Here is a 20545-nt window from a genome sequence, read left to right as displayed (position 1 = left end):
CTGCAGGCATAAAAAAACGCCGCTCATCTCACGATGGGCGGCGTCTTTTACTGCGTTGCAGCGTTAGGCTTGAACGACCGGGATGTTGGCGTTCGCAGCAGCTTCACGGAACTCGGCGATCTGATCGAAGGACAGGTAGCGGTAAACGTCGGCCGCCATGCTGTCGATCTTGCCAGCGTATTCCATGTACTCCTCGACGGTCGGCAGGCGACCCAGGATGGAAGCAACAGACGCCAGCTCAGCCGAAGCCAGGTAGACGTTCGCGCCGTCACCCAGACGGTTCGGGAAGTTACGGGTCGACGTCGACACCACGGTGGAGTTCGGCTCTACACGTGCCTGGTTACCCATGCACAGCGAGCAGCCTGGCATTTCCATGCGTGCGCCGGCCTTGCCGTAGATGCCGTAGTAGCCTTCTTCGGTCAGCTGGTGAGCGTCCATCTTGGTCGGCGGCGACAGCCACAGACGGGTTGGAAGCTGACCCTTGACCTGATCCAGCAGTTTACCGGCAGCGCGGAAGTGACCGATGTTGGTCATGCACGAACCGATGAACACTTCGTCGATCTTCTCGCCAGCAACGCTGGACAGCAGACGGGCGTCGTCCGGGTCGTTTGGCGCGCAGAGCACAGGCTCTTTGATGTCGGCCAGGTCGATTTCGATGATTTCAGCGTATTCGGCGTCAGCATCGGCAACCATCAGCTCAGGGTTGGCAACCCAGGCTTCCATCGCTTGAGCGCGACGTTCCAGGGTACGCGCATCGCCGTAGCCTTCACCGATCATCCAGCGCAGCAGGGTGATGTTGGAGTTCAGGTACTCGGTGATCGACTCTTTCGACAGCTTGATGGTGCAACCGGCAGCCGAACGTTCAGCCGAGGCGTCGGACAGCTCGAAAGCCTGCTCGATGCTCAGGTTGTCCAGGCCTTCGATTTCCAGGATGCGGCCGGAGAAGGCGTTCTTCTTGCCTTTCTTCTCAACGGTCAGCAGGCCAGCCTGAATTGCGAAGTAAGGAATGGCGTGAACCAGGTCACGCAGGGTGACGCCCGGTTGCATTTTGCCTTTGAAGCGCACCAGGATCGATTCCGGCATGTCCAGCGGCATAACGCCAGTGGCGGCGGCGAACGCTACCAGGCCAGAACCGGCCGGGAACGAAATGCCCATCGGGAAACGGGTGTGCGAGTCACCACCGGTACCGACGGTGTCCGGCAGCAGCATGCGGTTCAGCCAGCTGTGGATGATGCCGTCGCCCGGACGCAGGGAAACGCCGCCGCGGGTCATGATGAAGTCTGGCAGGGTGTGGTGGGTGGTCACGTCGATCGGCTTTGGATAGGCCGCAGTGTGGCAGAAGGACTGCATTACCAGATCGGTCGAGAAGCCCAGGCACGCCAGGTCTTTCAGTTCGTCACGGGTCATAGGACCGGTGGTGTCCTGAGAACCGACGGTGGTCATCTTCGGTTCGCAGTAGGTGCCAGGACGAACGCCTTTGCCTTCCGGCAGACCGCACGCCTTGCCGACCATTTTCTGTGCCAGGGTGAAGCCTTTGCCGGTGTCGACAGGTGCTTCAGGCAGTTTGAACAGGTCGGTAGGGCCCAGGCCCAGTTCGGCACGCGCCTTGTCGGTCAGGCCGCGACCGATGATCAGCGGGATACGGCCGCCAGCGCGAACTTCGTCCAACAGCACCGGGGTCTTCATTTCGAAGGTGGTCAGGACTTCGTCAGTGCCGTGTTTGCAGACTTTGCCAGCATGCGGGTACAGGTCGATCACGTCGCCCATATTCATGTTGGTAACGTCGAATTCGATTGGCAGTGCGCCCGCATCTTCCATAGTGTTGTAGAAGATTGGAGCGATCTTGCTGCCGAAGCAGAAACCGCCAGCACGCTTGTTCGGCACGTTAGGAACGTCGTCGCCGAAGAACCACAACACCGAGTTGGTGGCGGATTTACGCGAAGAACCGGTACCGACCACGTCACCGACGTAGGCGATAGGGAAGCCTTGACCGCGCATTTCTTCGATCTGCTTCATCGGGCCAGTCACGCCTTGGGCGTCAGGCACGATGCCTTCGCGGGCCATTTTCAGCATGGCCAGGGCGTGCAGCGGGATGTCCGGGCGGGACCAGGCGTCCGGGGCAGGGGACAGGTCGTCGGTGTTGGTTTCGCCGGTGACCTTGAACACGCGCAGGCTGATCTTGTCGGCCAGCACAGGGCGGTTCTTGAACCACTCGCCGTCAGCCCAGGATTGCAGCACGCCTTTGGCGTGAACGTTGCCGCTCTTGGCTTTTTCCGCGACGTCGTGGAAGGCGTCGAACATCAGCAGGGTGTGCTTGAGTTCTTTGGCAGCCACTGGCGCCAGTTCGGCGTCGTCCAGCAGGTTGACCAGGGTCACGATGTTGTAGCCGCCCTGCATGGTGCCGAGCAGTTCAACAGCGCGTTTCTTGTCGATCAGAGGGGATTTTGCTTCGCCTTTGGCGAGGGCAGAGAGAAAACCGGCCTTTACATAGGCGGCTTCGTCCACACCTGGCGGAATGCGATTGGTGATCAGGTCAACGAGGAAAGCTTCTTCGCCAGCCGGGGGATTCTTCAGCAGCTCGACCAGGCCTGCAGTTTGTTCGGCGTTTAGCGGCTGGGGAACGATACCCAGTGCTGCACGCTCTTCGATATGTTTGCGGTAGGCTTCAAGCACAGTTATTACCCTCATCAGTGGTCCCAAATGGGTGTCCGGGACGCTCATCCCGAAATTGCCGTACTCATGCGCTGCGTGGCGTTGTGGGCCACTTAGCCAGAATTACCGACAATTCCTTACAGAAGCTGCTTTCAAAGTTTTACGCCTGCAGAACGGGGAGCTGATGAGGGTTGGCGTAGAGCTTTTCCCCGCTGGAAAAACCCTTCGCCAACACCGCTCTGAAGGAACGACTGTGCTCGTGACGCTTTGAAAACAGCTTCTAACGGACATTGGCGCCTTAAAAGGCTGGCTGATTCTACGGCAAAAAAAAATTAAAGGTAAGTTAGCCCCTCAAGATTGAGGGGTGATCAATGTTAGACAAAGGGCTAACATGCCGGCCTGTTCTGCTTTCCCGTGTTTTGCCTACCTATGCCCAATCAGACCATCAAGACCCCCTGCGTCGGCCTCTGTTCCACTGTTTACGGTGATCTGGTGTGCCGTGGCTGCAAGCGTTTCCACCATGAAGTGATCAACTGGAATGGTTACAACGAGGAGGAAAAGCGCGCGGTGTGGCTGCGTCTTGAGCAGCTGTTGTCCCAGGTGATGGCCAGCAAGCTGGAGGTTTTCGATCCCCAGCGCCTGCGCTTGCAACTGGAACAGCGCAAGATCCGCTTTGTGCCGCATCAGTCAGAATATTGCTGGGCTTATCAGCTGATCGCCCGTGGTGCGCGGGTCATCAACAATCTGGAAGCCTACGGGATGGTGCTGATGCCGGAGTTTCGCGACTGGAACTTGCCGGAATTGCGTGATGCCATTGATCGGGAATTCTTTTTGCTCTCTGAGGCGCATTATCAGCGCTACATTGCGCCGGGGTTTCTGAAAGACGCTTTTGGCGGCTGAACATTAAGAGCCTCGCGGGCAAGCCTCGCTCCTACAGGGTTTGTGTCGTACACAACGGGTGTGATCAACAAAACCTGTAGGAGCGAGGCTTGCCCGCGAAGGCGTACTACCTGACGCCGCAAATCTCAATGCTGAGTCACAATCTCTTCCAGATGATCCATGATTGCATCCGGCTTCAGCACCAGCACATCGCTCTCCACCGCATCCAGCACCACCTCCGCCGTATTCCCGATCAACGCTCCGGACAACCCGGACCGCGCCACGGTGCCGATCACCGTCACTGCCGCCTGCAGTTTGTGGACCATGTACGGAATCAACACATCCGCCGGGCCTTCCTCGATGTGCAGGTGTTCATCATCGATATCGAACTCGGCCTGGAACGATCTGCACTGCTCGCGATAGCGCGCCTCGATGGTTTCGCTGAGCTGCAACGTCGGGTCAGCCGCGGACAGCATCGGTGACGGATGCGCGCTGACCACGTGTAACTTGGCCTTTGCCAGGCTGGCGATGTCGTAACCGTGATCGACGATCGCGGCGTGCAACGTGCGGTGGTCGCCGTCGGTATTGCCGACGTCGATGGCCGCGAGAATGACCCCGCCGGTCCAGGGTTTCGAGGTTTTGACGAGCAGCACCGGCGTCGGGCAATAACGCAGCAGTTTCCAGTCCGCCGGGGTCAGCAGCGCTTTTTTCAACGGGCTGTCGGGGTAATGCTGTTTGACCACCAGCCCGCAGCCTTCCGCCTGCTGCACATCGACGATGGTTTCATGCAGGCTCTCATTCCAGGCCTGCTCGGTGGTGACGCTGTAGCCGTCCTCGATCAGGGCTGCCTTGAGCACGCCCAACATGCCGCTATGGTCATGCTTGCGATCGCACACCAGCAGATGCAGATGAGCCTGGGTTACGCCAGCAATCAGTTTGGCCCGTTTGAGCGCCAGGCTTTCTGAGTGTTCGGGTTCGATGACCACCAGGATGCTGCGAATGGCTTGCATGATCGGGATCTCCAGGAAGGTAAAAAATACTGCGTTGGACAACTATAGTTGTTCGTCGCCAACCCGGTACTTGATGCATATCAACGGCGGCGACTGGTGGTCTTGCGGCAGGCCGGTATAATCGGCGCCCTTCGATTCAGACCTTTTATTCCGTGAGCCCCATGATCCTTCCCGAAATTCACGAGTTCCTCGGCTGCCGCACCCCCGATGGCTGGGTCCAGGCAGCGCTTGCCGATCAGGAAACGTTGTTGATCGACCACAAGAACTGTGAGTTCAAGGCGGCCAGCACGGCGTTGAGCCTGATCGCCAAGTATCACTCTCATGTCGACCTGATCAACCTGATGTCGCGCCTGGCCCGGGAAGAACTGGTGCACCACGAGCAGGTCATGCGCCTGATGAAAAAGCGCAAGATCGAGCTGCGTCAGCTGTCCGCCGGGCGTTATGCCTCTGGCTTGCGCAAAGTGGTGCGCAGCCACGAGCCGGTCAAGCTGGTGGACACGTTGGTGGTCGGCGCGTTTATCGAGGCCCGCAGCTGTGAGCGTTTCGAGGCGCTGGTGCCGCATCTGGACGAAGAACTGGGCAAGTTCTATTTCGGCCTGCTGAAAAGCGAAGCGCGGCATTTCCAGGGTTACCTGAAACTGGCTTACCAATACGGTGATGCCAAGGACATTGCCCAGGTCATTGACCGGGTTCGCGCTGCCGAGCAGGAGCTGATCGAATCACCGGACGTGGAGTTCCGTTTTCACAGCGGTGTCCCGGCAGCGGCGTGAAAATCTTTGCGTCTGAATTGTTAAAAACTCTTAAGAGTATGAAAGATCACTGAAAACCGGCCCCCGAGGCCGGTTTTTGCTGCCCGTCCTCACCGTCCCGTCACCGATTGGCGCCATAATGCCGCCCACTTCACACAAGGGTTGGCAGACGGTCGTTATGGATAACCTGGGTTTTGGCAAAGTATTGCTGGTGGAAGACGACGAGAAGCTTGCCGGGCTGATCGCGCATTTCCTGTCCCAACATGGCTTTGAGGTCCGCCAGGTGCTCCGCGGTGACCTCGCGTTGGCCGCGTTCCTCGAATTCAAACCGAAAATCGTCGTGCTCGACCTGATGCTGCCCGGGCAGAGCGGCCTGCACGTGTGCCGCGAGATTCGCAGCGTCTCTGACACGCCGATCGTCATCCTGACCGCCAAGGAAGACGACCTCGACCACATCCTCGGCCTGGAGTCCGGCGCCGACGACTACGTGATCAAGCCGATCAAACCGCCGGTGCTGCTGGCCCGCCTGCGTGCGTTGCAACGGCGTCAGGCGCCGGACAGCAGCGTGTGCAGCGCCCTGGAGTTCGGCAACCTGAGCATCGACCGCAGCTGTCGCGAAGTGCGGTTGTCGGGGGAGGTCATCGACATGACCACCATGGAGTTCGAGCTGCTGTGGTTGCTGGCCAGTGCCGCCGGCAAGATTCTGTCCCGCGACGACATCCTCAACCGCATGCGCGGTATCGCCTTCGACGGTCTCAATCGCAGCGTTGATGTCTACATCAGCAAGTTGCGCGGCAAGCTCAAGGACAACCCGCGCGAACCGGTGTGCATCAAGACCATCTGGGGCAAGGGTTACCTGTTCAATCCGTTTGCGTGGGAGCTGTAAATGCTGCGGTTATTTCTTGGGCTGTTTCTGGTGATGACGGTCGGCCTGGTACTGGGGTTGCAAACGGTCGAGCGCACGTTCGATGCGCTTCTCGATGGTCAGATGCAGAGCTACAACCGCGAGGCGGTGCGTGGCCAGGCCTGGTCGCTCGCCGAGCAGTTACGCGATATGGACGGCTCGGACCGGGAGCGCGAACTGGAAGCGGTGCGCCCGCACTATGGCTTGGGCCTGAGCCTGGTCGAGAGCAGTCAACTGTCCCTGACCGATCAGGAGAAAGCCGAGTTGGCCCAAGGGCTGCTGGTGATTCGCGACAAGTACACGCAGTTCATTTCACGCATTGACGAGGGTTCGCAACTGCTCAGCATCAAGCTGCCGGCTGAGCCCAGTCTGATGCCGTTCTACATTGCCGCGGCCTATCTGATGATCGCGGTGATGATCGGTTTCGTGTTGATGTTCTGGGTACGCCCGCATTGGCGAGACCTGGAAAAGCTGCGCCTGGCGGCCGAACGTTTTGGCGATAACGACCTGTCGTCGCGGATCCAGCTGTCCAAGCGCTCGAACATTCGTGACCTGTCCGGGCACTTCAACCTGATGGCGGCGCGCATCGAAGGCTTGATCGCCAATCAGCGCGAGCTGACCAACGCGGTGTCCCATGAGTTGCGCACGCCGATTGCCCGCTTGTCATTCGAACTCGATCAGCTCAAGCAACAAACCGATCCGACCCAGAACCGCGAACTGATTGCCGACATGTACGCCGACCTTGGCGAACTCGAAGAAATGGTCTCCGAGCTGCTGACCTACGCCAGCCTTGAACGCGGCGCCACGGTCATCACTCGGGAAAACATCCAGGCCAACAGTTGGCTGGACAGCGTGGTCGGCAGCGTGGCCCTGGAGGCCGAGGCTGCCGGGGTGCAGTTGTTGATTGTCGAGTGTCAGGTCGAGGAGGTGCGCATCGAGCCGCGCTTTATGGCCCGCGCGGTAATCAACCTGCTGCGCAATGCCATTCGTTATGCCGATGAGCGGGTGGAGGTATCGTTGGTCCGTACCGGTGATCGCTACGAAGTGCGGGTCAACGATGATGGACCGGGTGTGCCGGTGGACGGGCGCGAGAAAATCTTCGAACCGTTCTCACGCCTCGACGCCAGCCGTGATCGCCGCACGGGTGGCTTTGGTTTGGGGTTGGCGTTGGTGCGGCGTGTGTCGCAATCCCATGGCGGGCAGGTGGAAGTGGGGGATTCGCCTTGGGGTGGAGCGTCGTTTCGCATGACGTGGGCGCATCAGGATTGATTGTGTTGTTCTCACTGACGCCTTCGCGGGCAAGCCTCGCTCCTACAGGAGATGGGTAGTTCACAATAGTCGCGAACGACACAAACCCCTGTAGGAGCGAGGCTTGCCCGCGAAGAGGCCATCAGCAACAAAGCATTATCAAAAGGTGTACAGCACCTGCCCACCCAATGAGGTCTGCATCCGCCGCTCGACAATCGGACTGTCCGCCGCATCACCCGCCAGATATTGCACGGCCAGCACTGTCGACACACTCCACTGATCATCAATCGGCATCGACCAGGTCAACGCCGCCCCGCGACTCACCAGTCCGCCGTGGGTGTCATGCGCCCTGAAACGGCTGCGCGAAGCCTGGGCGGCGCTGACGCCATACCAGGTGCGCACGTAATGACTGTCACCAAACTGACTGTTCAGACTGCCCACGACCTTGCCGTAGTCACCCTCATACAACGGCGCGCTGATACTCAGTTTCAGGCGATTCCAGGAAGAGCCAGTGTCGCGATCGTCATCGTCCTCTTCCCGCGCATGTTCGAAACTGGCACCGAGAATGAATGGCCCCATGTTATAGGTCCCGTCCAGACCCAACGCAGGCCGCGACTTGATCGAGCCCATGCCGTTCAGCTCATCCGAGCCTTTGAATCCGGTCTTGCGATCCTTGCGCACATCGCTCGCGCCGATGTACACGCTCAGGCCGAAGTCGTCATCATCAAACGCCCAGCCCAATCCCTTTTCAGAGTCCAGAAAGATTCCATACGGGCTGACCACCTTGCCGCCCAGCAGCGGCGCCACCACGCGCTCGTCGCTGCCGCTGTAACGCGGCACGTTGGCGGCGCCGGCGCGTAAGGTGTATTGCCAGTCTTCAGCGCGTAACGAGTCGGCGGGAAAGAGCAGGCAAAACGAAGGTAACGACAGACACAGCGAACGTAACATGGGAGCACCCGAGGGGAGGTTGGATGCGCCCATGCTAGGCGGCTGCCGGCTGGCAATCTTTGAGAGCTTTGTCGGGAAACTGTCAAAGACTGTGAAGCGGCTTTAGCGGCTCAAGCCCAGGCGTTCATGCCAGTCGGCGATGGACTCTTCGGGATAGACGTCGAACTGCTTGTCCCCGGGACGCAGGTCGGCTTCCACCCACGGCGCCTTGGAGTCGAGCAACAAATGCGTGTGTTGCGGCGGCACCGGCAGCGGGGTGTCGATGGCCGACGCGAACGGGTGAATCAGCTCCGGCCATTCGGGGCTATACACCCACAGGCACGAGCCGCAGACCGAGCAGAAGTGTCGTCCGAGGCTGCTGCGATGGGCACGCTTGTCGCCTTCGTTCTTGAGTTGCGCATGGTAGACCGCGACGTGCTTGCGCCCGCGAACCTTCAGGCTAGCGGCGTCACCGGCAATATTGATCGAGTAACCGCCACCGCCCTGAGTCTTGCGGCAGATCGAGCAGTAGCAACGTTGATACGGGTAGGGGTGGGCGCTGGTCAAACTGAACGACACAGCGCCGCAATGGCAGGAACCTTCGAGCTGCATGGGAACCTCCGACAAAGGTTGGGTTACCCAAGACAGCCTAGACCGTCAGCGCACTTCGACCGGCACCAGAATCGCATCGCCGGTCGCCACCAGTTTCAACTGGTCGCCGGTTTGCGCGAACAGCTCGGCGCGGGCGAACACCTGCTTCTTGCCGGCCTTCACCACGCGGCCCCGAGCGATGAACACTTCACCGACGGCGGGTGCCAGGCAGTTGACCGAAAAGTGCGAGGCCAGCACGTTGCCGGCGACCGTTCCGGCAGCGAATCCGCAAGCCGTGTCGAGCAGGGCGCCGATCAGGCCGGCGTGCAGGAAGCCGGCATATTGCGCCATGTCGGCTTCGCGAAAGGCCAGGGTCAGTTCGGCTTCGCCGCTCGCAGCGGCGGTCACTTCGAAACCGGCCCAGCGGTTGAAGGCTGAGGTTGAGTTGATCTGTTTGAGTGCGTTGAGCATGGCGAATCCCTCCGGTTGAGGCACCAACATGCGCCGGGTTTTGGGGGATGTCATGGTGGATAAGGGAGGGTGATGGGCCGCAGGATTTGTGGTGAATGTGCTGGCCTCATCGCGAGCAGGCTCGCTCCTACATTGGACTTCCAGTGTTCACAAAACCCTGTGGGAGTGAGCCTGCTCGCGATGAACGATAACGCGGTCTCACTGGACGCCGACCCATGCCCAAGGCAGCATGGTCGCCTTCATCACCGGGGCTGAACTCATGCGACGATTGCCTTCCCTGGCAGCACTCAGAACCTTCGAATGCGCCGCCCGCCACGCTCATTTCGGCCGGGCCGCCGCCGAGCTGTGCGTCACCGACAGCGCCGTCAGCCATCAGATCCGTCAGCTCGAAGAGCACTTGGGCGTCTCTTTGTTCATCCGCGAAGGTCGGCAAATCCGCCCGACCATGGCCGCGGGGCGATTGATGCAAAGCCTGCAGCACGCCTTCGAGCTGATCGGCGAGGCCTGCGATGAATTGCGCGACCCGTCGTCGCTGGCGGTCTTGCGCCTGGCGGTCACCGCCGAGCTGGCGCAGAAGTGGTTGATGAGTCGGCTCACGGACTTCTACGCGCGCTATCCGCACATCACGCTGCACCTCTACGAACAACCGATCGACGCCACTGCGCCAGGTGAAGACATCGATCTGGCAATCACCTACGGCACCGGCCCGGTCGACAGCAGCGCGTACTTCGTCCGGCCCTTGCCAGCGTTGCAATTTTTCCCGGTGTGCAGCCCCGGCCTGTTCAACCAGGGCACCCTGAAAACCCCGAAGGATCTGGTTCGTCATTGTCTGCTGCACGACGATCAGGACGGCAAGACCTGGACCGCCTGGCTCACCAGTCATGCCGGCGATCAGCGTCCCGAACGCCAACTGTATTTCGCCCACGCGGGCCTGGCGCTGGAAGCGGCGGCGCAAGGGCAGGGCGTGGCCATGGGCGACAATCTGACGGCTCAGGAAGACTTGCTCAGCGGTCGTCTGGTCCGGCCATTCACCGCCAGCATGACCGCGCTCGGGCAATATGCACTGGTGTGTGAGCGGGTGCGTTTGGAGCGTCCGGCCGTGGCGCAGATGCTGGAGTGGTTCAACGATCAGCTGATCGATTGATGAGTTGAATTCAAGTATTCCGAAATAATCATCGTTGGCGAGGAGGGCGCCGACGACCTTAGCCTGTGGTCACTCCAATCCCCGCTGATGAGGTCTGACCATGGCACGTTTGCTCGATTCCACCCCGAAACTCGACGGCTTCCGCCTGCCCGGCGAATTCGAAACCAAGGCCGGTTGCTGGCTCGGCTGGCCGGAACGTACCGACGTCTGGCGCAACGGTGCCAAGCCTGCGCAGAAAGTCTGGGTGCAGATCGTCACCGCCATTGCCCAGAGCGAACCGGTGACGGTGTGTGCTTCGGCCGCGCAATTCGCCACCGCCCGCCGCCAGTTGCCGCCTCAGGTCCGAGTGGTGGAAATGACGTGCAACGACACCTGGTTCCGCGACAGTGGCCCGTGCTTTGTGGTCAACGACGACAGCGGCGAAGTGCGTGGCGTCGATTTTGAATTCAACGCCTATGGCGGTCTCGACGGCGGCTTGTATTACCCGTGGGACAAAGACGATCAGATCGCCAGCAAAATCCTCGAAATCGAACGCTTTGACCGTTACCGCGCGACGTTGATTGCTGAGATGGGCGGAATCCAGAGTGACGGCCAGGGCAGTATCCTCACCACCGAGCAATGCCTGCTCAACCGCAATCGCAACCAGCATCTGGGCAAGGAAGAAGTGACCAGTCGTCTGATCGATTACCTCGGTGCCGAGCAAATTATCTGGTTGCCACGAGGGTGCAAGTTCGACGAAACCGACGGCCACGTCGACGATCTCGCCTGCTTCGTGCGCCCCGGCGAGGTGGTGCTGCAATGGACCGATAATCGCGATGACCCGCAGTGGGAAATCTATCAAGAGGCCTACGACATTTTGCGCAGCACCCGCGACAGCCGTGGCCGCGAGTTGATCGTGCACAAGCTGCCGCAACCGGATGTGCTGGAGTGGACCGCTGAAGAAGCCGAAGGCCTGGACCAGCAAGACAGCACCCATACCCGTCAGGCCGGGACTCAAATCTGCGCGTCGTACATCAATTACTACGCCGGCAACTCTTCGATCGTGGTGCCGCTGTTTGGTGATCGAAACGATCAGGCGGCGCAGGCGACGCTCGCCGAATTGTTCCCGAAGCACACAATCGTCGGCATCGAAAACTCCCGGGAAATCCTCCTCGGTGGCGGCAATGTCGCGTGCATCACCATGCCGCAATACGCCGCCCCCTCCAGTAACAGGAAGGAAGTTTAATCATGGGCCTGCACAAACTGACTCAAGCGTTATTGCTGGTGCTTGCACCCTTGTGTGTGCAGGCCGCCGACACCGCGAAACCGGTGGTGAACCTGTACATCTGGGGCGAGTACCTGGCCCCGGAGACCCTGACCAACTTCGAAAAGAAAACCGGCATCCATGTAGTGGTCGATCACTTCGACTCCCTTGAAACTGCCGAGACCAAACTGCTGACCGGCCGCAGCGGTTATGACCTGGTGCTGACGGCGGGGCAGCACCTGTCCCGGGCGATCCAGAGCGGGGCGATTCAAACACTGAACCTGCAACGGCTGCCGCACTTTGCCGGCGTCGGCGAGGAGTTCCGCCAGCACATGGCGGCGTTCGATCCGGGCAATCGTTATGCCGGCATCTACGCCTGGGGCACCACCGGCGTCGGCTATCAGGAAGAGGCGATCAAACAGCGTTTGCCCGACGCACCTCGGGACAGTTGGGCGATGCTGTTCGACCCGGCGGTGGTGTCGAAATTTGCCGATTGCGGGGTCAGTCTGCTCAACGATCCGAACGAGGTTTTCGCCGCGGTCATGAAGTACATGGGGCTGGACATCAACCGCCAGAACCTCGATGACCTGAAACTGGCCGAGCAACAATTGGCGAAGATCCGGCCGTACATTCGCTACTTCGACAATGACCTGAACATCAGCGACCTGGCCAACGGCAACACCTGCGTGGCGATGTCGTGGAACGGCAACGTGGCCATCGCGGCCGGGCAGGCCGAGGCGGCGAACAAACCGTTCAAGCTCAGTTACCGGATCCCGAAAGAGGGCACGTTGATCTGGTTTGACGCCATGGTCATTCCCAAGGATGCACCGCACCCCGAGGCCGGGCTGGCGTTGATGGATTACCTGATGACGCCCGAAGTGATTGCGCCGATCACCGACACCATTCACTACGCCAATGCGATTACGGCGGCGGACGGGTTGATTGATCCGGCGATTCGTAATGATCCAGGGACGTATCCGTCGGCGCAGGTGAGGGCTTCGTTGTATAGCAAGAATGACAATGGCAAGGCGTTCAACCGGGCGCTGATTCGGGCGTTCAGTCGGTTGAAATCCGGGTTGTGATCGGCTTTGAGTGATTCGGTGAATGGGCAATCGCCTTCGCGGGCAAGCCCGCTCCCACAGGTTATGTGTCGGGCACAGATGCTGCGTACACAAAAATCCTTGTGGGAGCGGGCTTGCTCGCGATGAACGATAACGCGGTCTACTTGCCCGTCATCCGCCACAAATACCAGGAAGCCACCGTCCGATACGGACGCCACGCCACGCCAATCTCCACCATCTGCTTACGCGTCGGCTGAACCTCCAGGCCCTTCAACCGGCGATACCCCTCACGCACCCCGAAGTCATCCGCCGGCAAAATGTCCGGGCGCTCGAGGCTGTAAATCAGCAGCATCTCAACCGTCCAGCGGCCAACACCGCGCAAGGTGATTAACCGCTCGATCAGCGCCTCATCGTCCATCGCCCGTGCCGTGGTGTAATCCGGCACCACACCGTCCAGAGCCGCCTGCGCAATCCCTTGGATGGTCGCAATTTTGCTCGCGGAAAACCCGCAGCTGCGCAGCGGATCAAAGCCTGTCGCCAGAATCTGCTCAGGCCTTGGAAACGTCGTCGACGGAAACAACGCCAGCAGCCGGCCGACAATCGCATCCCCGGCCTTGGCGTGCAGTTGCTGATAGGCAATCGCCCGCACCAGCGATTCATAAGGATCGCGAGCTGCGTGGGGCTCATGCAGGCAGGGGCCAACGGCGGCGATGTGGCGCCGCCAGTCGTCATCGATGGAGGATAGAAACTCAGTCGCGGGCAGATAGGGGTCGGGCATGACGATCAAGCGTTCCCGGCAGGTTTCAGCAGGGCGTTGATTTCCCCGTAGGTGAAGGCCTTGAGGTGGCTGCTGTCGAGTTTGCCAGTGTCCAGAAAACCTTTGGCCAGGGACGCCATGGCGCCATACAGAAATTCGGCGATGCCCGAGCCGGCACTCAGGCGTCGCACGCCAAGGGCTTGCAGCGCTTTCGGCGACGGCAAACCCGGCAGCCCCAGTACGTTCACCGGCAACGGTGTGCCCTGGCACAGCGCAGCGATCTCATACTCCGCCGTGACGCCCGCCGCAAACAGCCCATCGGCACCCGCCGCCTGATACAACGCGGCGCGCTTGAGCGTTTCGGCGACGCGATCTTCGGCAGGCACCAGGCCCCTTAAGTACACGTCGGTGCGGGCATTGATGAACAGTTTCACCTGGCGCCGATCGGCCATCTGCCGGGCGACTTCGATCTTGCGTGCCAGCAACTCAGGCGGGGCAGCACCGTCCTCGATATTGATCCCCACCGCACCGGCCGCGATCACCGCATCAACGACTTCGGCCACCCGCGTCAGGTCATCGGAATAACCGGCCTCGATGTCGACGGTCAACGGCACCGAGATCACCCGGGCGATGGATTCGACGGTCGATATCAAGCGTTCGAGGGGCAGGGCGTTGCCGTCCGCATACCCATGCGCCCAGGCCACCGCCGCGCTGCTGGTGGCCACGGCTTTGCAACCCAGTTGCTCGACGATGCGCGCCCCGGTCGCATCGGCGACGTTGGTCAGGATCAGTAACCCGTCGCGGTGCAGTTGACGAAATTGCGTGTCCATCGAATGTCCTTCCTTATGACGTTTGCAGAAAATCAGGGGATCAGAATGCGAGTTGTTCGGTCACCTGCACGGCAGCTTTTTCCAGCCGGAGCAAAAACGCCTTGCGCGGTTGCCCTCCACCATAGCCCGTCAACGAGCCGTCTGCACCGATCACCCGGTGGCAGGGCAACACAATCGAAAGACGGTTATGCCCGTTGGCCAGGCCCACGGCGCGGCTGGCGCCGGGCTTGCCCAATGTCGCGGCGATGGTGCCATAGGTGCTGGTCTGTCCGTAGGGAATTTTCGCCAGTTCAGCCCAGACCTGTCGCGAAAATTCGCTGCCGGGCAAGTGCAGGGAAACGGTGAATTTGGTGAGTTTGCCGGCGAAATACTGCGCCAGCTCGGCTTCAATCTGCTGCAAATGGGCGTTGTGTCCCGGCGCCACGGCATAGCCATAGCGGTTTTGCAATTCTTCGACTTCCCGGGTCAGCGCCGGCCGATCCAGAAACTCCAGCAGCACCAGCCCACGGCGTTCGGCCATGGCGATCATCGGCCCCAGCGGTGTGGTCAGGCGCGTGAACAGCAGCGGCTCGCTGTTGGCTGCGCGGCCCGGTGTGATGTGAAAGGATTTTTGAAACGCATCGCGAAAACCACTCAAGGATTCATAGCCCGAGTCGAACGCCGCGTTGTCGATGGAATCGCCCTGTTTGATACCGCCCAACGCCATACCCAGGCGACGGGTGCGCAGCCAGGCGTGGAAGGTCATGCCGAAATGCTGCTTGAACCAGCGGCGCAGTTTCAGCGGCTCGATGCCCTCGGCCACGAGCTGGGCATCGGTCCAGCGCAACTCGGGATCGCTGTCCACCGACTTGAGCAACGCCTGCACCCAATCCGGCGCAATGGCCGCAGCGTCCAGCGGTTTGCAGCGCAGGCACGCGCGATAGCCCGCCGACATGCACTCATCGGCGTGGGCGAAGAACTCGACGTTCTCCGGCTTGGGCTTGCGCGCCGTGCAGCTGGGGCGGCAGAAGATCCCGGTGGTCTTGACCGCAGTAAAGAACACCCCCTCGTAGGCGGTGTCTCGTTCGAGCATGGCGCGAACCATCTCGGCGTGGGGCGGCAGCACAGCGTTTTGTAGGTTCATGGGCTGAGCATAAGGCTCGTTGACCATCGCCTCCACCGGAAAATCGACAGGGAACTTCGCGGCTTCAGATCGACCGTTGATTGACCCGTTTCGACAGCTCTTCGGCGCTCTCTTTGCGTTCCGAATAACGGTCCACCAGAAATTCCTCGCGGCCACGCACCAACAATGTGAACTTCATCAGTTCCTCCATCACGTCCACCACACGGTCGTAATACGCCGAAGGCTTCATCCGGCCAGCCTCGTCGAACTCCATGAAGGCCTTGGGCACTGACGATTGATTGGGGATGGTCAACATTCGCATCCAGCGGCCCAGCACGCGCAGTTGATTGACCGTGTTGAACGACTGGGAGCCGCCACAGACCTGCATCACCGCCAGGGTTTTACCTTGGGTCGGACGAACCGCGCCCATCGTCAGCGGGATCCAGTCGATTTGCGCCTTGAACACCGCCGACATCGAACCGTGGCGTTCCGGTGAGCACCAGACCTGGCCTTCTGACCAGAGCACCAGCTCGCGCAGTTGCTGGACTTTGGGATGGTCGCTGGGCGCATCGTCGGGGAGGGGCAGGCCAGAGGGATCGAAGATCACCGTTTCGGCGCCCATCAGACGCAGAATCCGTGCGGCTTCCTCAGTCAGCAGGCGACTGAAAGAGCGCTCGCGAGTCGAGCCGTAGAGCAGCAGGATGCGCGGTTTGTGGGTGCTTTCAGTTGAAAGCGTCAGCAGTTCCAGATCGAGATTGGGCAGGTCGTCGTTCATCACAGGGCTCCGATGCGGTCCAATTCGACTTTCAGTTCAGCGTCCGAAAAGCTTTGCAGGTCCAGCGCGAAAAACGCTGCAAACCGCTGCTTGATCGTGTCGACGGTGGCGTCAAACGCGGCCTGAATCGCTTGCTCGGTGCCCTGCACGTCCGACGGATCGGCCAGCCCCCAGTGGCTTTTGACCGCCGGGCCAAAATACACCGGGCACGCTTCCCCGGCGGCTTTGTCACACACGGTGATGACGATATCGGGCGGGGAGTCGGCGAATACCGAAGAGTCTTTGCTGTACAGGCCTTCGGTCGAAATACCGAGGTTGTGCAGCGTTTGCACGGCTTGAGGATTGAGCCGGCCGCTGGGGAAGCTGCCGGAGCTCACCGCCGCAAAACCCACGGGTGCCATGTGATTGAACAGCGCTTCGCTCAACACGCTGCGGCAGCTGTTGGCGGTGCACATGAAGAGAACGGTGGTGGGACGCATAGTCATTGCGGCGACTCATATATATGGATATCCGAATATACGGATGCTCGCGGAAAAAACCAACGCACATTTTCCACCTGCTAATGCTTGTGCCGGTGATGGATGTCCGGAAAGTGTGGATGGCTGTGGCGGATCGGCGTGTGCTGATGTTCGTGGCTGTGCGGCTCGGTCCCGTCCCACTTGAACGAATGCTCATGTTGATGATGCTCGTCATGCACATGCCGATGGCCATGGGTGAGCGCCACGTGCTGATGTTCGTGGGCATGATGTTCCCTGAGGTGTATCCAGACGCCCAGGCCCATCAGCAACGACGCGATCCAGAACGTCAGGGACACCGTCTCGCCGAACAGCAGAAGGGCGATTGCGGCACCGAGAAAAGGCGCCGTGGAAAAATAGGCGCCCGTGCGTGCGGTGCCCAGCCCGCGCAAGGCCAGAACGAACAGCACCAGACTGATGCCATAACCGAAGAAACCGACGATCAATGTCGGCCCAAGCACCGTGATGTGTGGCAGTTTTGCGCCCAGCATCAGAGCCAGAGAGCAGTTCACCAGCCCGGCGGCCAAGCCCTTGATGCCGGCGATGAACACGGCATCCGAGGCCGACACTTTGCGCGTCAAGTTGTTATCGATCGCCCAGCAGGCACAGGCTAGCGCAACCGCCAGCGGCCCGATCCAGCTCTGTGACTGTGCTGACTCCTGCGGCCACGCCAGAAGCAATCCGCCGGCGACAATAGCCAGCATTCCGGCGACGATGCGTCGGTCGGCATTCTCTTTGAACACCACCCAAGCCAGCACGGCTGTCAGAACCGATTCGAGGTTTAGCATCAACGAGGCCGTGGCGCCGGAGGTCAGCGTCAATCCAGACATCAATGCCACCGGCCCAAGCACGCCGCCGAATACGATGGCGCCGATCAGCCAGGGCCATTCAGACGATTTGAGGCCGCTGGGCTGCCAGCCCCGGTCACGGATCAATCTGACAATCGTCAGGCCCAGTCCGCTGCCCAGATACAACAGCCCGGCCAGCAGGACCGGTGAGAGGTTCAGGCCTAACACCTTGGCCAACGGTGTGCTCGCTCCAAACAAGGCAGCGGCACCCAAGGCATAGACAACGTTCAGGTTCATTCAAGACTCGGCGAGAGTTGAGACGGGATGTAACGCAGTTTGAACCCGCGTTGCATCCCGTCAACCCCTGGAACTCAGGCCCGACGCGCCATCAACAGCACCGAAGCCGCCGCCGACAACAACCCCGCGCAGCAGCGGTTAAATACCCGCTTGCCCCGGGGCTCGGCAAACCAGCGGCGCATGTGCAGGCCCATGTAGGCGTAGGCGCTAATGGCGATCCATTCCAGCATCAGGAACAACGCGCCGAGCAGCGCGAATTGCGGTGTGACCGCGCGGGTCGGGTCGACGAACTGCGGCAGGAACGCGGTGAATATCAGGATCGCCTTGGGGTTGCCGGCCGCCACCAGAAACTCCTGCCGCGCCAACGCCAATACGCCAACCGACGTTCCCGTCACCGCTTTCTCGACGCCCGGGTCGGCGCGCCACAATTGCCATGCGAGGTAAAAAAGATACGCCGCGCCAACAATCTTGATGCCGTAGAACAGCAACTCGGACGTTTGCAGCACCACCGCCAACCCGGCCGACGCCAGGGCAATCATCCCGGCAAACGCCAGCAACCGCCCGATCCCGGCCACGCACGAGATGCGATAGCCGTAACGGGTCGAGTTGCTGACCGACAGCAGATTATTCGGGCCCGGCGCCATGTTCAGGGCGAAGCAGGCGGGGAGAAACAGCGTAAGCGTGGCGAGGTCCATGACAGGTCTCCGGTAACGAGAGCGGTATTTTTATCATGAACGGCGAGGGGCTTTCCCCGTACAGCGGTGGACGCAAGTCGCCGTACACTTTCATTGCTCGTGGTGAGTGCGCGTCCGTTCATTCAACAGGTTTTGAGAGCGCTTGTTTAAACGACATCGGGTTTACTTCCTGAAAGCTACAAATCCTTGCGCCGTTGCCTACGGCTGCGCCAGAATCCGCCGGCTTGTGCGCCTTGGGCCTGGGCTCTATCGTTTCCGGGTCGCTGCTAATTCAGCGTCCGGATTTGACCGTCCGATTCAATCAAGGCGCACCAGTGTCCAAGAAAAGCTTCCGGCTTTTTTGCGGTGGCTGTGCGCGGGACATCTTCGGGTGTGCCGGATTCCTTGATTTCCGGTCGGTCAACCCGCGTACAGCTGCCACCTCAATTCGTTTGACCGCGAACGGTGGCGGCCCCGCTAATCAAGGAGCATCACCATGTTCAAAGCCACACCCAATCCCCCGGAAACCGACGATGTTTCCCCCTACGAATCCGCCGATTCCAAAAAACTCAACGAAGCCGCCGAGCGGGCTCTCGACTTCCACTTCCCGTCGAATGCCGATATCAAAGCTACTCCGCGAATACGCAGCACCCTGTTTTCCGTGGATCCCGAGGCTACGGCCGAAACACTGGCGGTTTATCTGGTCGAGACCCTGGCCTCGGTCGACGTGATGGTGCACCAGTTGGTGGATCATCTGGAGGGTGAGTCGCGCTACGCGTTGCTGGGTATTTCCAACAGCATCATGGTGGCGGAGATCACCGCGAACCGGGTGTTGGATAAAATTGATCTGCCCAAGTAGGTGCCGCTTGCTGCGGTGAGTGGCTAACTGATGTTTGGCTTTTAATCAGGGCACGAAGTGGCATAGCAGCGACTCGTGCGTTTCAAACGCGAAGAAACCCCCTGGTGGTTTGCCAATCACTGGGGGTTTTTGTTGGCTGCAAGACCGGCCGGCTTCGCCGAGGACCAGTGCGTCACCTCGCAAACCTCCTCGCACCCACCACACACAAAATCACCGCCACGGTAACCCCCAGCATGCCGAGGCTGACGTGCTCGTGAAGCAACGTAGCCGCCAGCGCCAATCCAAAAAACGGCTGTAGCAGTTGGAGCTGTCCGACGGCGGCAATCCCCCCTTGGGCCAGCCCGCGATACCAGAATACAAAGCCGATCAGCATGCTGAAGAGCGACACATACGCCAGGCTCAACCAGGCCGGTGCGCTGATGCCCGAGAACGAAGAGGGTGTCAGCCACCAAGTCAGCGGGGCCACCACCGGCAGCGACAACGCCAGCGCCCAGGAAATCACCTGCCAGCCGCCCAGGGTTTTGGACAGTTTCGCCCCTTCGGCATAACCGAGGCCGCAGGCGAGGATGGCCAGCAGCATCAGGATGTCGCCGGCCGGCGAAGCGGTGAGCCCTTGGGAAACGGCGAACCCGACCACCAGCAAACTGCCCAGGACCGAGAAGAACCAGAACGCTGGCCGGGGACGCTCGCCACCGCGCAACACGCCGAATGCGGCGGTCGCGAGCGGCAACATGCCGACGAAGACAATGGAGTGCGCGGACGTCACATATTGGAGCGCCAGCGCCGTCAGCAGCGGAAACCCGACCACCACGCCCATCGCGACGATGACCAAGGGCAGCATCTGGCTGCGCGCAGGACGCTTTTCCTTGAACAGCCACAACATGCACAGCGCCAGTACGCCGGCGATGGTGGCTCGGGCGACGGTCAGAAAGACTGGGTCAAATTCCAGGACGGCCACCCGCGTCGCGGGCAGCGAACCGCTGAAGATCAGGACGCCGATGAGTCCATTGATCAACCCGCTGGTGTTCTTTTCCATGGTCTGGTTTTGCAGCTTCGATGTGCGTTCCAT

At 60.4% G+C, this 20545-nt stretch carries 21 protein-coding genes; 8 read left to right on the top strand and 13 right to left on the bottom strand.

The window, feature by feature from the left end:
• Window positions 1-63: 63 nt before the first annotated feature.
• Complete coding sequence (acnB, locus tag ACA068_RS16805; RefSeq protein ID WP_497310612.1) at window positions 64-2673, bottom strand: bifunctional aconitate hydratase 2/2-methylisocitrate dehydratase; 2610 nt, start codon at window positions 2671-2673, stop codon at window positions 64-66.
• 408 nt (window positions 2674-3081) lie between these two features.
• On the opposite strand from acnB, the gene ACA068_RS16800 reads away from it, so the two are divergent.
• Complete coding sequence (locus ACA068_RS16800; protein ID WP_008028699.1) at window positions 3082-3552, top strand: DUF1289 domain-containing protein; 471 nt, start codon at window positions 3082-3084, stop codon at window positions 3550-3552.
• 125 nt (window positions 3553-3677) lie between these two features.
• On the opposite strand, the gene uspL is transcribed toward ACA068_RS16800, so the two are convergent.
• Window positions 3678-4541 carry a universal stress protein UspL gene (gene uspL, locus ACA068_RS16795; RefSeq protein WP_497303324.1) on the bottom strand — a complete coding sequence of 288 codons (864 nt, stop codon included), beginning with the start codon at window positions 4539-4541 and terminating at the stop codon, window positions 3678-3680.
• A gap of 161 nt (window positions 4542-4702) precedes the next feature.
• On the opposite strand from uspL, the gene ACA068_RS16790 reads away from it, so the two are divergent.
• From ACA068_RS16790 to ACA068_RS16780, 3 genes are all read left to right on the top strand, one after another.
• Window positions 4703-5311 carry a MiaE family protein gene (locus ACA068_RS16790; protein WP_105345386.1) on the top strand — a complete coding sequence of 203 codons (609 nt, stop codon included), beginning with the start codon at window positions 4703-4705 and terminating at the stop codon, window positions 5309-5311.
• 157 nt (window positions 5312-5468) lie between these two features.
• Window positions 5469-6176, top strand: a complete 708-nt coding sequence (locus ACA068_RS16785; protein ID WP_497310611.1) for a winged helix-turn-helix domain-containing protein — start codon at window positions 5469-5471, stop codon at window positions 6174-6176.
• Window positions 6177-7463, top strand: a complete 1287-nt coding sequence (locus ACA068_RS16780; protein ID WP_497303322.1) for an ATP-binding protein — start codon at window positions 6177-6179, stop codon at window positions 7461-7463.
• A gap of 138 nt (window positions 7464-7601) precedes the next feature.
• Here the strand turns inward: ACA068_RS16780 and ACA068_RS16775 are convergent, their stop codons facing one another.
• From ACA068_RS16775 to ACA068_RS16765, 3 genes are all read right to left on the bottom strand, one after another.
• Window positions 7602-8390, bottom strand: coding sequence for a MipA/OmpV family protein (locus tag ACA068_RS16775; RefSeq protein ID WP_497303320.1), 789 nt, complete (start codon window positions 8388-8390; stop codon window positions 7602-7604).
• Window positions 8391-8492: 102 nt separating this feature from the next.
• Window positions 8493-8981 (bottom strand): GFA family protein, encoded by a 489-nt coding sequence (locus tag ACA068_RS16770; RefSeq protein ID WP_497303318.1) that lies wholly within the window; start codon window positions 8979-8981, stop codon window positions 8493-8495.
• Window positions 8982-9026: 45 nt separating this feature from the next.
• On the bottom strand, window positions 9027-9431 hold the full coding sequence (locus tag ACA068_RS16765; protein WP_497303317.1) for a PaaI family thioesterase: 405 nt from the start codon (window positions 9429-9431) through the stop codon (window positions 9027-9029).
• A gap of 259 nt (window positions 9432-9690) precedes the next feature.
• Between ACA068_RS16765 and ACA068_RS16760 the strand changes: the two genes are divergently transcribed.
• The 3 genes from ACA068_RS16760 to ACA068_RS16750 all read left to right on the top strand — a co-directional run bounded on the left by ACA068_RS16760 (window position 9691) and on the right by ACA068_RS16750 (window position 12900).
• Window positions 9691-10575, top strand: a complete 885-nt coding sequence (locus tag ACA068_RS16760; RefSeq protein WP_497303315.1) for a LysR substrate-binding domain-containing protein — start codon at window positions 9691-9693, stop codon at window positions 10573-10575.
• 100 nt (window positions 10576-10675) lie between these two features.
• Window positions 10676-11800, top strand: a complete 1125-nt coding sequence (gene aguA / locus ACA068_RS16755) for an agmatine deiminase (RefSeq protein ID WP_497303313.1) — start codon at window positions 10676-10678, stop codon at window positions 11798-11800.
• A 2-nt stretch (window positions 11801-11802) separates the two neighbouring features.
• Window positions 11803-12900: an extracellular solute-binding protein gene (locus tag ACA068_RS16750; RefSeq protein ID WP_497303312.1), complete on the top strand. Its 1098-nt coding sequence runs from the start codon at window positions 11803-11805 to the stop codon at window positions 12898-12900.
• A 139-nt stretch (window positions 12901-13039) separates the two neighbouring features.
• Here the strand turns inward: ACA068_RS16750 and ACA068_RS16745 are convergent, their stop codons facing one another.
• The 7 genes from ACA068_RS16745 to ACA068_RS16715 all read right to left on the bottom strand — a co-directional run bounded on the left by ACA068_RS16745 (window position 13040) and on the right by ACA068_RS16715 (window position 18638).
• Window positions 13040-13657: a DNA-3-methyladenine glycosylase family protein gene (locus ACA068_RS16745; protein WP_497303310.1), complete on the bottom strand. Its 618-nt coding sequence runs from the start codon at window positions 13655-13657 to the stop codon at window positions 13040-13042.
• Between the two features lie 5 nt (window positions 13658-13662).
• A complete protein-coding gene (locus ACA068_RS16740; RefSeq protein ID WP_497303308.1) occupies window positions 13663-14466 on the bottom strand; it encodes an isocitrate lyase/PEP mutase family protein in 804 nt (267 codons plus the stop codon).
• A 40-nt stretch (window positions 14467-14506) separates the two neighbouring features.
• Window positions 14507-15589 (bottom strand): bifunctional transcriptional activator/DNA repair enzyme AdaA, encoded by a 1083-nt coding sequence (locus ACA068_RS16735; protein WP_497303306.1) that lies wholly within the window; start codon window positions 15587-15589, stop codon window positions 14507-14509.
• 64 nt (window positions 15590-15653) lie between these two features.
• Window positions 15654-16343 carry an arsenical resistance protein ArsH gene (gene arsH / locus ACA068_RS16730; RefSeq protein WP_497303304.1) on the bottom strand — a complete coding sequence of 230 codons (690 nt, stop codon included), beginning with the start codon at window positions 16341-16343 and terminating at the stop codon, window positions 15654-15656.
• A complete protein-coding gene (locus ACA068_RS16725) occupies window positions 16343-16828 on the bottom strand; it encodes an arsenate reductase ArsC (protein WP_497303302.1) in 486 nt (161 codons plus the stop codon). The genes arsH and ACA068_RS16725 overlap by 1 nt, the downstream gene beginning before the upstream one ends.
• 74 nt (window positions 16829-16902) lie before the next feature.
• Complete coding sequence (locus ACA068_RS16720) at window positions 16903-17943, bottom strand: DMT family transporter (RefSeq protein WP_497303300.1); 1041 nt, start codon at window positions 17941-17943, stop codon at window positions 16903-16905.
• Between the two features lie 74 nt (window positions 17944-18017).
• Window positions 18018-18638: a LysE family translocator gene (locus tag ACA068_RS16715; RefSeq protein WP_497303298.1), complete on the bottom strand. Its 621-nt coding sequence runs from the start codon at window positions 18636-18638 to the stop codon at window positions 18018-18020.
• Between the two features lie 475 nt (window positions 18639-19113).
• Here ACA068_RS16715 and ACA068_RS16710 point away from each other — a divergent pair, with 475 nt between their 5' ends.
• Complete coding sequence (locus tag ACA068_RS16710) at window positions 19114-19476, top strand: DUF6124 family protein (RefSeq protein ID WP_497303296.1); 363 nt, start codon at window positions 19114-19116, stop codon at window positions 19474-19476.
• Between the two features lie 172 nt (window positions 19477-19648).
• Here the strand turns inward: ACA068_RS16710 and ACA068_RS16705 are convergent, their stop codons facing one another.
• Window positions 19649-20545, bottom strand: coding sequence for a DMT family transporter (locus ACA068_RS16705; RefSeq protein ID WP_497303294.1), 897 nt, complete (start codon window positions 20543-20545; stop codon window positions 19649-19651).

This window comes from Pseudomonas sp. LBUM1660 (assembly GCF_059695935.1).
This window is presented reverse-complemented; position numbering and strand designations above follow the sequence as displayed.

Coding starts and splice junctions, on each gene's coding strand:
- ACA068_RS16775 (WP_497303320.1), bottom strand. CDS start 8,390: ATGTTACGTTCGCTGTGTCTGTCGTTACCTTCGTTTTGCCTGCTCTTT.
- arsH (WP_497303304.1), bottom strand. CDS start 16,343: ATGAACGACGACCTGCCCAATCTCGATCTGGAACTGCTGACGCTTTCA.
- ACA068_RS16785 (WP_497310611.1), top strand. CDS start 5,469: ATGGATAACCTGGGTTTTGGCAAAGTATTGCTGGTGGAAGACGACGAG.
- ACA068_RS16770 (WP_497303318.1), bottom strand. CDS start 8,981: ATGCAGCTCGAAGGTTCCTGCCATTGCGGCGCTGTGTCGTTCAGTTTG.
- ACA068_RS16800 (WP_008028699.1), top strand. CDS start 3,082: ATGCCCAATCAGACCATCAAGACCCCCTGCGTCGGCCTCTGTTCCACT.
- ACA068_RS16720 (WP_497303300.1), bottom strand. CDS start 17,943: ATGAACCTGAACGTTGTCTATGCCTTGGGTGCCGCTGCCTTGTTTGGA.
- ACA068_RS16745 (WP_497303310.1), bottom strand. CDS start 13,657: ATGCCCGACCCCTATCTGCCCGCGACTGAGTTTCTATCCTCCATCGAT.
- ACA068_RS16705 (WP_497303294.1), bottom strand. CDS start 20,545: ATGGAACGCACATCGAAGCTGCAAAACCAGACCATGGAAAAGAACACC.
- ACA068_RS16760 (WP_497303315.1), top strand. CDS start 9,691: ATGCGACGATTGCCTTCCCTGGCAGCACTCAGAACCTTCGAATGCGCC.
- ACA068_RS16740 (WP_497303308.1), bottom strand. CDS start 14,466: ATGGACACGCAATTTCGTCAACTGCACCGCGACGGGTTACTGATCCTG.
- ACA068_RS16725 (WP_497303302.1), bottom strand. CDS start 16,828: ATGACTATGCGTCCCACCACCGTTCTCTTCATGTGCACCGCCAACAGC.
- ACA068_RS16790 (WP_105345386.1), top strand. CDS start 4,703: ATGATCCTTCCCGAAATTCACGAGTTCCTCGGCTGCCGCACCCCCGAT.
- ACA068_RS16715 (WP_497303298.1), bottom strand. CDS start 18,638: ATGGACCTCGCCACGCTTACGCTGTTTCTCCCCGCCTGCTTCGCCCTG.
- ACA068_RS16710 (WP_497303296.1), top strand. CDS start 19,114: ATGTTCAAAGCCACACCCAATCCCCCGGAAACCGACGATGTTTCCCCC.
- uspL (WP_497303324.1), bottom strand. CDS start 4,541: ATGCAAGCCATTCGCAGCATCCTGGTGGTCATCGAACCCGAACACTCA.
- ACA068_RS16765 (WP_497303317.1), bottom strand. CDS start 9,431: ATGCTCAACGCACTCAAACAGATCAACTCAACCTCAGCCTTCAACCGC.
- aguA (WP_497303313.1), top strand. CDS start 10,676: ATGGCACGTTTGCTCGATTCCACCCCGAAACTCGACGGCTTCCGCCTG.
- ACA068_RS16780 (WP_497303322.1), top strand. CDS start 6,177: ATGCTGCGGTTATTTCTTGGGCTGTTTCTGGTGATGACGGTCGGCCTG.
- ACA068_RS16735 (WP_497303306.1), bottom strand. CDS start 15,589: ATGAACCTACAAAACGCTGTGCTGCCGCCCCACGCCGAGATGGTTCGC.
- ACA068_RS16750 (WP_497303312.1), top strand. CDS start 11,803: ATGGGCCTGCACAAACTGACTCAAGCGTTATTGCTGGTGCTTGCACCC.